This is a genomic window from Shewanella alkalitolerans, from assembly GCF_019457575.1.
In the GTDB taxonomy this organism is placed as follows: domain Bacteria; phylum Pseudomonadota; class Gammaproteobacteria; order Enterobacterales; family Shewanellaceae; genus Shewanella; species Shewanella loihica.
Genome location: NZ_CP080422.1, coordinates 3,048,726 through 3,063,166 on the forward strand (window position 1 = coordinate 3,048,726; position 14,441 = coordinate 3,063,166).

At 57.0% G+C, this 14,441-nt stretch carries 10 protein-coding genes; 1 reads left to right on the forward strand and 9 read right to left on the reverse strand.

The window, feature by feature from the left end; all coding sequences use genetic code 11:
* Positions 1-276: 276 nt before the first annotated feature.
* The 8 genes from K0J45_RS13395 to K0J45_RS13430 all read right to left on the reverse strand — a co-directional run bounded on the left by K0J45_RS13395 (position 277) and on the right by K0J45_RS13430 (position 9,710).
* Positions 277-1,503 (reverse strand): phenylacetate--CoA ligase family protein, encoded by a 1,227-nt coding sequence (locus K0J45_RS13395; RefSeq protein ID WP_220042927.1) that lies wholly within the window; start codon positions 1,501-1,503, stop codon positions 277-279.
* A 9-nt stretch (positions 1,504-1,512) separates the two neighbouring features.
* Positions 1,513-2,331, reverse strand: a complete 819-nt coding sequence (locus tag K0J45_RS13400) for an ABC transporter ATP-binding protein (RefSeq protein ID WP_011866403.1) — start codon at positions 2,329-2,331, stop codon at positions 1,513-1,515.
* Positions 2,332-2,394: 63 nt separating this feature from the next.
* On the reverse strand, positions 2,395-3,639 hold the full coding sequence (locus K0J45_RS13405; protein ID WP_011866404.1) for an ABC transporter substrate-binding protein: 1,245 nt from the start codon (positions 3,637-3,639) through the stop codon (positions 2,395-2,397).
* Positions 3,640-3,762: 123 nt separating this feature from the next.
* Positions 3,763-4,836, reverse strand: a complete 1,074-nt coding sequence (locus K0J45_RS13410; protein ID WP_011866405.1) for a branched-chain amino acid ABC transporter permease — start codon at positions 4,834-4,836, stop codon at positions 3,763-3,765.
* 60 nt (positions 4,837-4,896) lie between these two features.
* Complete coding sequence (locus K0J45_RS13415; protein WP_011866406.1) at positions 4,897-5,790, reverse strand: branched-chain amino acid ABC transporter permease; 894 nt, start codon at positions 5,788-5,790, stop codon at positions 4,897-4,899.
* Positions 5,787-7,754, reverse strand: a complete 1,968-nt coding sequence (locus K0J45_RS13420) for a long-chain fatty acid--CoA ligase (RefSeq protein ID WP_220042928.1) — start codon at positions 7,752-7,754, stop codon at positions 5,787-5,789. Before K0J45_RS13420 ends, K0J45_RS13415 begins: the two co-directional genes overlap by 4 nt.
* On the reverse strand, positions 7,754-8,551 hold the full coding sequence (locus tag K0J45_RS13425; protein ID WP_011866408.1) for an ABC transporter ATP-binding protein: 798 nt from the start codon (positions 8,549-8,551) through the stop codon (positions 7,754-7,756). Before K0J45_RS13425 ends, K0J45_RS13420 begins: the two co-directional genes overlap by 1 nt.
* A 118-nt stretch (positions 8,552-8,669) precedes the next feature.
* Complete coding sequence (locus tag K0J45_RS13430) at positions 8,670-9,710, reverse strand: DcaP family trimeric outer membrane transporter (RefSeq protein WP_011866409.1); 1,041 nt, start codon at positions 9,708-9,710, stop codon at positions 8,670-8,672.
* 257 nt (positions 9,711-9,967) lie between these two features.
* Between K0J45_RS13430 and K0J45_RS13435 the strand changes: the two genes are divergently transcribed.
* Complete coding sequence (locus tag K0J45_RS13435; RefSeq protein WP_220042929.1) at positions 9,968-13,468, forward strand: PAS-domain containing protein; 3,501 nt, start codon at positions 9,968-9,970, stop codon at positions 13,466-13,468.
* A gap of 79 nt (positions 13,469-13,547) precedes the next feature.
* Here K0J45_RS13435 and K0J45_RS13440 read toward each other — a convergent pair whose 3' ends face one another.
* Positions 13,548-14,216 (reverse strand): response regulator transcription factor, encoded by a 669-nt coding sequence (locus K0J45_RS13440; protein ID WP_220042930.1) that lies wholly within the window; start codon positions 14,214-14,216, stop codon positions 13,548-13,550.
* Between the last annotated feature and the right edge of the window lie 225 nt (positions 14,217-14,441).

Consider the following 14,441-nt stretch of genomic DNA (forward strand, 5'->3'; position numbering starts at 1 on the left):
AAATCGAAGAGACGTTGGATACCGGGTGTAGATACGCCGGTGACCTTCGGTTTCAGGGATGAAACCGTAGAGCGGCCAAGGATGGCGCACAGCGTGTCACAGGCGTATCTGCACATCCCTCGCCGGGCAGGCGCTAGGTTGCCATGAAGGTACAACCTTCAAAAAACCATCAAACACCAACTCTGCCAAATTCAACAATCCCAAATAACAACAATGCCCAACCTCATTCAAGGCCGGGCATTACCCTCACAGTCAGGCTAGAGGAAGCCTAGACCATTATCTTTGATCCTCTATCACCACCCCATCATCCGCCAGCGCCCCTGGCGCCACCAGCGCCACCTCACCCGACAGTTGGGTCTCGGCGCGGATCGACGCCTGCACCGCGGCAATATCGACCAGTGGCCGCATCGCCTCATCCACCTCGCACAGCAGACGCATCAGATCGTTTTCCTGCTGACGGGTGACCACTAAGCGCACCTTGGCGATACCGGGATGACGGCGACGAATCCGCTCCACCTGCTCGGGATGGACAAACAGCCCCTTCACCTTAGTCGTCTGATCGGCGCGGCCCAGCCAGCCCTTGATGCGCACATTGGTGCGACCACAAGAACTCGTACCCGGCATAATGGCCGACAGGTCGCCGGTGGCGAAGCGCACCAGCGGATAGTCGCGGTTAAAGCTGGTGACCACCACCTCGCCTACCTCGCCTTCGGGCACAGGGGTTAAGGTGCCGGGTCGCACTATCTCGACGATGATATCTTCGGCGACCACTAGGCCTTCACCTGAGACGCTCTCGAAGGCGATAAGGCCAATATCGGCGGTGACATATGCCTGCTTGACGTCGATATCCGCCGCCTCGAAGCTGGCCTTAAGGGAGGGGGTTAACGCCTCGCCCGACACCAGTGCCTTGGTGATTGAGCAGGTATCCTTACTCAGGGCCTTGCCCTTCTCAAGCAAGATATTAAGAAACGAGGGGGTGCCGCAGTAGCCATTTGGCTTAAGTGAGGCGATAAGGTCCAGCTGCATCTCGCTCTGCCCGGGCCCCGCCGGGATAACGGTGCAGCCACAGGCCCTGGCGCCCGAGTCCATAATAAAGCCCCCGGGCGTCAGATGATAAGCCAGGCAGTTCTGCACCAGGTCGCCTGCTCGAAATCCGGCGGCGAAGAAGGCCTGGCCCATGCGCCACCAGTCATGACCGTCACACTCGGGATCATAGATGGGCCCGGGTGACTGAAAGATGCGGCCGCTAGGCTTGCTTGGCGTCATGCCGGCAAAGGGCGGCTGCTTGGCCTGCAAGGCGATAAGGTCCGCCTTGCGGGTGATGGGCAGGGTCGCCAGCGCCTCGCGGCTATCGACGCTGCTCACCTCAACCTCTGCCAGTCGCTCGGCGTAATAACGGCAGTTTGCCTTGGCATAGCTGAGCTGCTCGGGCAGCGCCGCCATCAGCTGCTGCTCGCGCTGCTCGGGCGCAAGCCTCTCTTCGGGTTTAAAATACTCGGCCATATTGCCTCCCTACAGCCAACGCTTACGGCGTTTGTACGACTTTAAGTTTTTGAAGCTCTTGCGGGTTTCGTTGCCGCCCCCCAGATAGAACTCCTTCACATCTTCGTTGTTGAGCAGCTGCGCCTTGGTGCCGTCGAGTACGATTTTGCCCGACTCCATGATGTAGCCATAGTTGGCCGCCTTAAGGGCGTAGTTGGCATTCTGCTCCACCAGCAGCATGGTAATACCCTGCTCGCGGTTGATCTTCTCTATGATGCCAAACACCTCCTTGACCAGCAGAGGTGACAGGCCCATTGAGGGTTCATCCAGGCAGATCATCTTAGGTCTGGCCATCAGGGCGCGGCCGATGGCCAACATCTGCTGCTCACCGCCCGACAGGTAACCCGCCAGCCCGGTGCGCTCCTTGAGGCGCGGAAAGTAGTTGAACACCATCTCGATATCCTGATTCACCTGACCGTCGCGGCGGGTATAGGCCCCTAATTTCAGGTTTTCGATCACCGTCATATCCTCGACGATGCGGCGCCCCTCCATCACCTGAAACAGGCCAGAGCGCACCACGTCATCGGCGTTCTTCACGTCGATACGCTCGCCCATGAAGTGGATGTCACCGCGGGACACCTCGCCATTTTCTGTCTTTAGCAAGCCGGAGATCGCCTTGAGGGTGGTGGACTTACCGGCGCCGTTGGGGCCCAGCAGGGTCACTATCTCGCCTTGTGGCACCTCTATGCTCACGCCGCGTAGCACCTGGATCACATCGTCATAGACCACTTCGATATTGTTGATAGCGAGAAGTGGTGTCTCGGGCTTTAACTGCACTGCTTGTGTCATAACAACTCCAAGGTCAAGAAGCGGGCCGGGCAAGATGGGCTTACCCGGCGCAGGGAAAAGAGATTAGTAGCCTAACCAGTCGACGCGGCGCTCGAGGGTCACCTGACTGACCTTCTCGACCTTGATATCGCCATGGTTAAAGTTACCCTTGTAGATGTTGACCTGGTTGATACCGCGGTGATCTTCCGGCGTCCAGGTAGCTGCTAGGCAGACGCCCTCTAGCCCCTTAGGCACCCAGTCCTTGTGCACATACATGCCCTTCTTGACGTTCTCACCTGTGATACCGCCGTGCGCCTTGGCCCACTCCATAGACTCCTTCATGAAGTAGGTCGAGCAGACGCCGCGAATATAGTGGTGCAGACGTTCCTCTTTGCCCGTGCTGTCAGACATCTTAGAGATCTCGCGTACCAGCTTCATGCCCGGCACATCGTCGGTCCAGAACGGCGTCATGGTCGGGAAGATGTAGTTCTTCACCCCTTCACCGGCGGCCTTGAACACCAACTTGTCGCCGCCCCAGATGTTAGACATGAACTGGATATCGGTGCCGACCGTGTCGCAAGATTTGATCAGCGACTGCACCGAGCCCCCCAGGTTGCCGATATAGCCATAGTTGGTGCCTGAGCTCTTGAGGCTCAAACACTGGGCCTTAAAGTCACCCGGCTTCATGGAGATCACCACGGATGGCTGCACGTCGAAGCCCAGCTCGGTGGCGTACTCGGCGCAGGCCTCTTTCGGTGCATTAGGGAAAGGATGGTTGGCGCCGATATGGGTAAACTTAGGCTTGCCCTGCCCGCCCTTGGCCTTCCAATCTTCAGCCGCCCACTGCACCAGGCCGCGACAGGCGTCAGAGTAAGACGCGCCGTAGAAGAAGTTATATGGCGCCGGCTTGGTGGTGTTCGGGTTCTTGCCCTGAGGGTCGGTCAGATGACCAGAGTAAGAGGCCGAGAAGATAGGCGTCTTATCCTTGGCGGCAAAAGAGATCAACGCCTCGGTATCGGCCGTTCCCCAGCCCTGCATGGCCACCATGTTCTTGCGCGACAGCCACTTCTTGTATGAGGCGATCGCCTGAGGCACCTTGTAGGCATAGTCTATGGTCTCATATTCCAGCTTAGTGCCGTCGATGCCGCCGTGGGCATTGATATAGGCTAGGGCATCACGCACACCATCGGCGTATGGCTTACCCACGAAGGCCGTGGGGCCAGACATGTCGGCCAGGTGGCCAACAAAAACCGTGTCTTCGGCCTGGGCAGCACCCGAGGCGAAGGCGAAACAAGCAAGCGTGGTGCTAAGTAATATTTTTTTAGTCATCGTTATCTTCCTTCAACATGATCCAGATAGATTGAATGCGGTTAACGCAGCGCTACAGCCAGGATCAACGCTCATTGCGATTCAAACTGTGTCGGTTTTACATCAATTTCATTAGCCCTCGACTTAGTAGGCGAAGGGGTAACACTTCCAATAGTTCTTAATTTGTCCCCAGCGATGGGCCAGTCCCTCGGGTTCGAAGATGAGGAACAGGATGATCACCAGGCCGATAGCCATCTCCTTGATGTAGGCCAGGCCGTCGGTGACCATAGGCAGGTTGCCGTAGTCGGTATACTTCATCAGTCCCACCATGCCCTCTAACACCTCGGGCAACAGCACCATGAAGACCACGCCCATCAGGGTGCCCTTGATAGAACCCAGGCCGCCGATGATCACCATGGCCAGGAACTGAATCGACATTAAAATGGTGAAGCCCTCGGAAGAGACATAACCCAGGTAGTGGGCATACAAGGCGCCACCTATGCCGGCGTAAAAGGAGGAGATGCCGAAGGACAACAAACGATACTTGTTGAGCTTGACCCCCATGATCTCGGCCGATAGGTAATGGTCACGCACCGCCACGAAGGCACGGCCGTCGCGGCTACGCATCAGGTTGCAACCCCAGATATACATGAACACCAGCGCAAACAGGGCGATGAAGTAGAAGCTCATGTCGGTGTCGAAATCGAAACCGAACAGGCTCACAGGCGCCGCCATCGCGCCAGACGAACCACCCGAGAACCACTCGGCGCGGCCGAAGAAGTCCTGAATGATGAACTGAGCCGCCAGGGTAGCAATCGCCAGATAAAGCCCCTTGATCCTTGCCGCCGGCATGCCGAACATCATGCCCACGCCCATGGTGAGAAAGCCCGCCAGCGGAATACAAAACACCACAGGGATGTTAAAGCTGGTATTGAGCCAGGCCGAGGCGAAGGCGCCGAAGCCGAAGAAGGCGCCGTGGCCTAAGGATATCTGCCCGGTAAAGCCCACCAGGATATTCAGCCCCAGGGCGGCGATGCCTAAGTATGAGATCTGAATAAACAGGGTCAGAAAGTAGCCGTCCAACACCAGGGGCGCGGCACAGGCCAGCGCGATCACCAGACAGGTCACCAGGCGTATGGTCTTGGTTTCAAAAATCGTGTTGTCAGCCTTATAGCTGGTGCGAAAATCCCCGCACGGGCGCATCGCTAAACTAGACATAGAAAACTCCTTGAACTGCAATAGGGTCGAACGCAATTAGCTGTGTCATGGCAATGCTCCTTAAATTCGCTCGATATCACGGGTGCCGAACAGGCCGTAAGGCTTGAACCAGAGGATCACCAGCAAGACATAGAAGGGCGCGATGTCGTACATGTTGCCGATATGCAGCCACTGGCTGTCGAAGAACTCGGCGATGTTTTCCAGCACACCTATCACCACGCCGCCAACGATGGCGCCGACAATGGAGTCCAGCCCGCCCAAGATCACCGCAGGGAACACCTTGATGCCTATGGTGGAGAGTGAATCAGACACACCGTTGACCATGCCGATCACCACGCCTGCGGTGGCCGATACTGTGGCGGCGATGCCCCAGCTCATGGCAAACACCTGCTTGACCGAGATCCCCAGGCTCTGGGCCACCTGCTGGTCAAACGCGGTGGCGCGCATCGCCAGGCCGTGCTTGGAGTACTTAAAGAAGAGGAAGAATGCCGCCATGATGAGAATCGCGATCACAGTACTCATCAAATAAGCCAGCTCTATGTTCAGGCCGAAGATGGCGATGGACTGGGTATCGAACACCTGAGGATAGCTCTGGGGCGACACGCCAAAGATCCACTTGGTCAGCGACTGGAAGAAGATAGACAGGCCAATAGTTACCATGATCACCGAGATGATCGGCTCGCCTATCATGGGGCGCAGCACTATCATCTGTAAGAGCACGCCAAACACCGCCATGAAACAGAGGGTGAAGAGGAAGCCGACGAAAAACGGCAGCTGGAAATAGGTCAGGAACGCCCAGCAGACCCAGGCCCCCACCAGCAGAAACTCCCCCTGGGCAAAGTTAACGATCTGGGTCGACTTGTACACCAGCACGAAACACATGCCCACCACGCCATACAGCAGGCCGACGATCAGGCCGTTGATAATTAATTGAATTAAGAGTTCAAAATTCATGATGCTCTCCTTTGACTCGCCTCGCCCTCGATGGACTGACGCGGGGCGATCACAGTCGCCACCTTGACTTGGGTTTGGATGCGCGACTTGGTGCCATCCTGGAAGGTGATCACTGTGTCGATATCCACATGGGACTGGTCGCCATAGATGGCCTCGATGATCTCGCCATACTTGTCGGCTATTACCCCACGCCTCACCTTACGGGTACGGGTCAGCTCACCGTCATCGGCGTCCAGCTCCTTGTAAAGCAAGATAAACTTGTTGATCTTCTGCGCATCGGGCAGGGTCTCGTTCACCCGCTCCACCTCGGCCTGTAGCTGCTGATACACCTCGGGCAGACTCGACAGGTTGGTGTAGTTGGTGAAGGCCAGTCCCTGCTGCTCGGCCCACTTGGAGACGATGCTGAAACGGATACAGAGGATGGCCGACAGATAGGGCTTGTCCTTACCTAAGATCACCGCCTCACCGATGAAGGAGGAGAACTTAAGCTTGTTCTCGATATACTGCGGCGAGTACTGAATGCCCTGGCTGGTCTTGGCCAGGTCTTTGATGCGGTCGATCACCACCAGGTGACCCGAGGGTTTGAAGTAACCGGCATCCCCCGTGTGCATCCAGCCATCTTTGACATCTTCATCATAGGCCGCCTGGTCGCCCAGATAGCCATTGAACATGCCCACGGTTCTGGCAATCACCTCACCCACCCCTTCGCTGTCGGTGTTGATCACCTTAAGCTCAGCGGTATCGAAGGCCACACCGACCGTATCGTAATCCACGTCATGTTCGTCGTGTATGGTGTAGGCGCCGCACATCTCGGTCTGGCCATAAAGCTGACGCAGCGGCACGCCGATCGCCTGGAAGAACTTGAAGGTATCCGGCCCCATGGCCGCGCCGCCGGTAGCCGCCGACTTGAGGAAGGAAAACCCTAGACGGTCGCGCAGCGCCTTCATCAAGATGATGTCGGCCAGCTTAGAGCGTCTGCCCTCGGCAAGTCGCTGCTCGGCGCGTTTCATGGCAAAATCGAACAACTTCTGCTTGAGCGGGGTCGAGTCCATCATGCGCGCCTTCACATCGGCGAGGATCCCTTCCCACCCCCTTGGGGCCAGCAACACGAAGCTAGGGCCTATCTCGCGCAGATCCGCCATCATGGTTTCCTGCTCTTCGACGAAGTTGACGATCTGACGGGCGATGAGCGCCTGGCCCACGGCGTAGACCTGCTCCATGATCCAGGGCAGCGGCAACACGGAGACATAGTTGTCCCCCGGCGCGCGGGGATCGGCTCTGAGATAAGAGCAGCAATGGTCGATAAACTTGCTGCCCTGCAGCAAGACAATCTTAGGCTTAGAGGTGGTACCCGAGGTGGTACAGTAGATGGCGATGTTCTCGGCCTTGCCCGCATCGACCAGGTTGTCGTAGTGGCGTGGCTGGGTGTTATCCACCTCTTGGCCGAGGCGATAGATCTCTTCGACGCTGATAAGGCGTGGGTCGTCATACTTGCGCATGCCGCGAGGGTCACAATAGACGATATATTTCACCGAAGGGATGCTGTCGCCCAGCTCCAGCAGTTTGTCGCACTGCTCCTCATCTTCGGCGACGATCACCTGTGCCTCGCTGCGATTGAGCAGGTAGGCCACCTCTTCGTGCAGCGAGTCTTGATAGATCCCCAAGGAGAAACAGGCCAGCGCATGGGCCGCCACTTCGCCCCAGACCCACTCGGGACGGTTCTCGCCCAGCAGGGCTATGGTGCTGTGCGATTTGATGCCCAGGTGGTCGAAGGCCAGCGCCATCCACTTCACCCGGTTGTGATAATCTTGCCAGCTGAATTCGGTCCAGATACCGAACTCCTTCTCGCGCATGGCAATCTCTTTGCCCCAGTTAGCCGCATTGTGGCGCAGGATCTTGGGAAAGGTATCGAGTGAGCCCATGTCGAAGGCCCGCGCCGTCGACGCATTATTTACCTGAGTCATTAGCCAACCTCTTGTAATTGCTCGTCATCTTCAAGGCCGAGATAGGCCTGTCTCACGTGCTCGTCGGCCATCACCGCTTCGGGCAGGCCAGAGATCAATTTCTTACCGAAATCGAGCACCATCACCTCATGGGAGATATCCATCACCACCCCCATGTCGTGTTCAATCATCACCACGGTAATGCCGAACTCCTCGTTGAGATCCAGGATATAGCGGGCCATATCCTCCTTCTCTTCGAGGTTCATCCCCGCCATCGGTTCGTCGAGCAGAATCAGCTTAGGATTGAGCGCCATGGCGCGGGCCAGCTCGACCCGCTTACGCAGGCCATAAGAGAGGGTGCCGGCGATAGATTTGCGCACATGGGAGATGTCGAGAAAGTCGATGATCTCCTCCACCTGACGGCGATGGGCCAGCTCCTCTTTCTGCGCCGGTGAGGCCCAGTACAGGGGGCCGGTGAGCCAGTTGTTTTTCATCAGGTGGTGACGACCCACCATGATGTTGTCCAGCACCGACATGTGGCCAAACAGGGCCAGGTTTTGAAAGGTACGGCCTATGCCGAGATCGGCTCGGGCATTGGGTCTGAGATGGGTGACATCCTGATTATCGAAATGAATTGTCCCCTTCTGCGGACGGTAGCGACCCGAGATGCTGTTAAGCATCGAGGTCTTACCCGCCCCGTTGGGACCGATAATCGAAAACACGGCGCCGCGCTCGACCTCAAAGCTCACATCGGTCAGGGCCTTTACCCCACCAAATGCGAGCGAGATCTGATCGACAGTTAAAATGGTATCTTTCACAACCCTACTCCTTTAAACGGCTCTGCCTGGGTGTCTCGGCGGTGAGTGCCAGGGGCCAGGCCACTGGCGAAACTAAACGGGTAAAAAAAGCGGGGAGGAAGCCCTCCCCCAAGAGCACTTACAAGGCGTAACGCATTGAGAACTGTGCGTAGTTAGAATCGACCTTCTGGTCGTCCAGGGCGAAGTTACCCACTTCGATGCCCACGGCCAAAGCCGGTGTCAGGTTCTGGAACAAGTTGACGCTCCACTGGCTGCGATCGGCATCTGACTTATCGGTCTCGATGCGGCCATAGAGGAAGGTGCTGCGCAGGGTATCTGTCCAGTAATGGCGGTAGGCGGCCAGGTAAGAGGTGCTGGTTTCCACCTCTTCGCCGATAAGATCTTTAGTCACCCCCAGGCCCACGTAGCGGCCTACTTCCCCTTGGTGGAACTGGAAGCGCAGATCATCTTTACCGAAGGTGTTGATGCGACCGGCAATCGAGCCACCGAAGGCGGTCTCGCTGTTGCCGCCCAGGGTGTTGAGCCTGCGACCCAGCGCCGAGATGGAGACGTTACCCCAGTCGCCCTTGAAGTTATAACGGGCTACCACATCCGGCAGATCGTCGTTGGCGGTATCGCCGCCGTCACTCTCAGGGTTCTCGATAGAGACCTGGAAGCCGCCCATGTCGTAACGGATCTGGCCCTGACGCACGAAGGCCAGACCAACCGTGGCACCGGCGAAATCGGCGGTTTCCGGGATGGCACTGGTGTTCATGAAGGTGGTCCAGGTCTGACCCACGGTTAAGTCTTTATACTTGATGAAGGCGTGACGCAGACGCGGATGGGCCGAGTTAGACACCACCTGGTTGCCGCCACCGCCGAGGAAATCCATCTCGATGAAACCCATCACGTCGCCGTGAACATACTTGGTATTGAAACGAGACTCGTTGGCGAAGATACGGAACTGTGACGCGCTCTCTTCGAGCGGCGTGCCGGTACCGATCCAGAAGTCGCGATAGGCGACATCGCCGTTAACATAGCGGGCATCGACCTTGAGGTAGCCGCCGAAAGACAGCTTGCCGTCGTCGCCGACATTAAAGTCATAACCTGCCATGGCAGAACTGGCCATCAGACCGAGTGAAGTTGCGAGTGTGAGTTTTTTTATTGTTGATGTGAGCATCTTGATTATCCCCTTTTGTGGTTGCCTCCAAGATGGAGAAATGCCTCCTTTGCCTCAATTGGGAATAGGTAGTAATGCAGCGGTAGTAGGCCATAGGGCGCAATACCCGAGGATTAGGCAGTAAGCACTAATACTTAAGTCGATGGCCGTAAATGCCGACTTTCACCTTAACTGTGATATGTTGGCTTGAATAACAAAATAAAAGGAGCGAGCCGCGATGGCGAGATAAGCTCCTGAAAAGATAGGATAAGTGACAGATGTTCCCAAACTGGCTTTTGGTTGCCATCAGCATCAGCTATATCGGCCTGCTGTTTTTAATGGCATTTCTGGGTGACAAGTACCGCGGCAAGTGGTTTGCCGGGCAGCACACCATCATCTACTCCCTGTCGCTGGGGGTCTACTGTACCTCCTGGGGCTTTCTCGGCACCGCCGGACAGGCCGCCAATAACTCCTTCGCCTATCTGCCGGTTTATATCGCGCCTATCTTGCTGTTTATCTTCGCCTGGCCCTTTATCCAGCGGGTGATCCGCGTCTGTCTCAAGCTCAACATCACCTCGATTGCCGATCTGCTGGCGGCCCGTTTCGGTAAGTCGCCCTTGCTGGCGGTGGTGGTCACCTTCGTCGCCCTGTTCGGCACCCTGCCCTATATCGCGCTGCAGCAGAAGGCGATCGTCAACTCCTATGAGATCTTGCGGCAAGATCACCTGCTCTCCTCCTGGCAGCTGGGCCTGGTGGTGAGCCTGATCCTCGCCGGTTTCACCATAGTCTTCGGGGTGCGCGCCATCGACGTGACCGAGCGCCATCCGGGCATGATGCTGGCCATCGCCTTCGAGTCCTTCGTGAAACTTATCGCCTACCTCACCATAGGCATCTTCGTCTCCTTCTTCCTATTCGACTCGCCCATGGATATCTGGCGCCAGGCGACGGAGATCAAGCCCCTAGAGGCGGAGTTTAACTACCCCAACTTCATCTCGCTGTTTGGCCTGTTGATTATCGTGATGTCGGCGTTTCTCTGTCTGCCGAGGCAGTTCCAGGTGTTGATTGTCGAGCTGAAATCGCAGAAGCATGTGCTCTGGAGCCGCTGGACCTTCCCCCTCTATGTGCTGGTATTTGCCTTCTTCGCCACGCCATTGGGCCAGGCGGGCAATATCCTCTATGGCGACTCGCTACAGAGCGACGCCTATGTGCTGTTTCTGCCGGTATTTAGCGGCGATATCTGGCTGGGACTGTTTAGTTTTCTCGGCGCCATCTCGGCCGCCAGCTCCATGGTGATCATCTCCACCATCGCCCTGAGTACCATGCTGAGTAACGAGATCGTCTTCCCGACCCTATTTAAGATCAACAACATACAGAGCAATGACTTCCACAAGTTCCGCTCGCACCTGCTTAATATTCGCAAGGCCCTGGTGCTGCTGGTGATCTTCATGAGCTATGGCATGTTCCTGATCGCCCCGCCCGATACCCTGGCCTCTTTAGGTGAGGTGGCCTTCGGCGCTATCGCCCAGATCGGCCCGGCCCTGTTTGCCGCCTTCCTCTGGCGCCGGGTCACGCTGATCGGCGTATTGGTTGGGATCTCCAGCGGCTTCGCCCTCTGGCTGGTGCTGAACCTGTTGCCGCAGCTGGGTCTCTACGGTCACCCCTTCGCGGGCAGCGGTTATTCGATGACCACAATGGCGACCCTGGTGGGCCTGTTTGTCAACGTGATGGCGATCTGGCTGGTTTCGTCCTTTACCCGCCAGAGCGTGCACGAGCAGATGCAGATAGGTCACTTCATCGAGCGGCCGGAGCTGGACAAGGCGCTACCCGAGGTGCCCAAGCATGTGAACCCCACCGAGCTTGAGCTACTAGTCGCCCGCTTCGTCGGCAAGGACAAGGCCGCCCAGGGCTTCTACTCCTTTTTCTCCTGTCAGCCCCAGCCAATTCAGGACAAGAACGCCCACAATCAGGCGCTGATCTTCTTTACCGAAAACATGCTCGCCAGCGTCATGGGCTCTGCCTCGGCGCGGCTGGTGCTCTCCTGCGCCCTCCATGGGCGCGACATCGCCATCGAGGATGTGGCCCAGCTGGTAGAGGAGGCCTCCAGCCATCGCAAGGAGTTCAGCCGCAGCGTGCTGCACAGCGCCATCGAGAACGCCAGCGAAGGGATCTCGGTTATCGATAAAGACCTCAACCTGGTGGCCTGGAACCAGCAATACCTCAGCCTGTTTAATTACCCGGACGACCTGGTCTACATCGGCTGCCCGGTGCGGCAGCTGATCGAGTACAACCTCAAGTTCGGCAAGGGCTATATTCCCAACCTGGATGAGCAGGTAGAGCGGCGCCTCAACTTCCTGCGCCAGGGGAGCCGTCACGCTACCGAGCGCATCCAACCCGACGGCAAGACGATTCGCATTCAGGGCAATCCCATACCCGGCGGCGGCTTCGTGATGATCTTCTCCGACATCAGCATGTATCGCGAGGCCGAGAAACTGCTGAAAGAGAAAAACTTAGACTTGGAAGCCAGGGTGTTTGAGCGCACCAAGCGGCTCGAACAGGCCAACCTGCAGCTGGCCAAGTCCAACGAAGAGCTGGCCGAGGCGCTACAGAAGGTAGAACAGGCGCACCAGAAGAAGAGCCAGTATCTCAAGGCCTGTAGCCATGATCTGCTGCAGCCACTGTCGGCGGCGCGCCTCTTCTCCTCCGCCTTCGTCCAGGGCGGTCAGCTGTCCAACAAACAGAAACAGCAGATAGGCTATATCGACAACGCCCTGCAGGTGGCCAACGAGCTGCTGCTGGATCTCAACGAGGTGTCACGCATCGAGGGTGGCACGGTAGTACCCGAGATCACCGAGTTCGCCCTGCAGGAGGTGCTCGACTCCCTGGTGGAGGAGTTCAGCGCCATGGCCAGCACCACTCAGGCTGAGTTTAAGTGCATCAAGACCAAGCTCTGGGTGCGCAGCGACAAGGTGCTGCTCAGACGCATACTGCAGAACCTGATCAGCAACGCGTTTCGTTACGCCGGTGGCGGGCGCATATTGCTGGGTTGTCGCCGCCACGGCGACACCATCGCCATTCAGGTGGTAGACGATGGCCCAGGGATCCCCGCCGATAAGCAGGCGGTGATCTTCGAGCAATTTACCCGTCTGCAACACTCGGGCCACGAGGGCGTTAACGGCCTGGGACTGGGGCTGAATATCGCCCAGGGCCTGGCGGAGCTGATGCAGCATCGGCTGACCCTGTCATCACAGGTCAATCAGGGCAGCATCTTCAGCCTGAGCCTGAATGTCGCCCAGCCAAAGCTTGTGGAGGAGCAGACCAGCCAGCCGGATATCCTTACCCTCAACGGCGTCAAGGTGCTGTGCGTCGATGACGACCCCAACGTATTGGCGGGCATGGAGGAGCTATTGAAGGGCTGGAAGTGTCAGGTGCATACCGCCTCCTCGGCGCAGCAGGCCAAGGCCTGTGTCAGCCAGTTTGCCGGCAAGCTGGACATAGTGCTGATGGACTATCAGCTGGATAACAACCTAAATGGCCTGGATCTCATGGCCGAGCTACAGGCCCTCTCCAGCCGCCCCATTCCGGCGATTCTGATCACCGCCACCATAGACGAGGAGGTGGTGCAGCGCACCAAGGAGCTGGGTTATGGCTATCTGCGTAAGATCATCAAGCCCATCGCCCTGCGCGCCGTGATGAGCGCCACCTTGGCCAACAGCCTGCACAACAACTATTCGGCCCAGCCGAGCCCCCACTTTAATCTGGTGGACCCGCTGACCGATTAAAAACAAACGCCCCGCTGCAGACATAAACCGCTGCGGGGCGTTTTTTATTAAATATGGGAAACCTGTCAGCCTGAAACGACTAGACCTCTTCTACCTCGGCGGTCAGCGGCGTCTTGTCCAGATAGAGCTGACTCATGGCGATCACCGCCTGAGTGCGGGTATGTACCCCAAGCTTGAGGAAGATGGCGCTGGCGTGGGCCTTAATAGTAGCCTCTGACAGACCCAACTCATAGGCGATCTGCTTGTTGAGCAGGCCGTCGGCAAACATCATCAAGATCTTGTGCTGACGCGGTGACAGGCTGGCAATCTTGCTGCTCATGCTGTCCAGCGTCACGGCGCTAAGATCCTCACACCCCGGCGGCGTCCACTGGCGGCCGGCCATCACGGCATTGATCGCTTTGACCATCTGCTCAACCGGTGAGGACTTGGGAATAAAGCCCGCCGCGCCGAAGGACATCGCCTTGCCCACAGTGACTTTATCTTCCTGGCCGGAGATCACCACTATCCCTATGTGGGGATAGCTATTACGAATATTGACTAAAGTGTTGAATCCATGCGCATTGGGAATATTCAGATCCAATAAGAGCAGGTCTGCATCCTGATGCTGGGTTAAGATCTCATCCAGTGCCGTCACCGTTTCCGCCTCAAACAGCATAGGCTGATCGAACTGAGTGGTTAGGGTGTTTACGAGTGCTTGCCGAAACAGTGGATGATCATCAGCTATTATTATTTTTAGTGGCTGTAACATGTTTGATCCCTCATATGTACTCATTTCCAGTCTACGCGAACCTTAGAGATTATCAAACAGGCCCAAAACCCATGGCCGAGGGACAACTTGTCAGTTAACATTTACATTACAAGTAGATAGCGGCATTGAGACGCCAAAAGCGGCCACAGAGACTTGAGTCAATATAGACTTATTATCTAGGTCATCACCCTATTATTTGTGCTAGAGATGACGTATTGAGGCCGA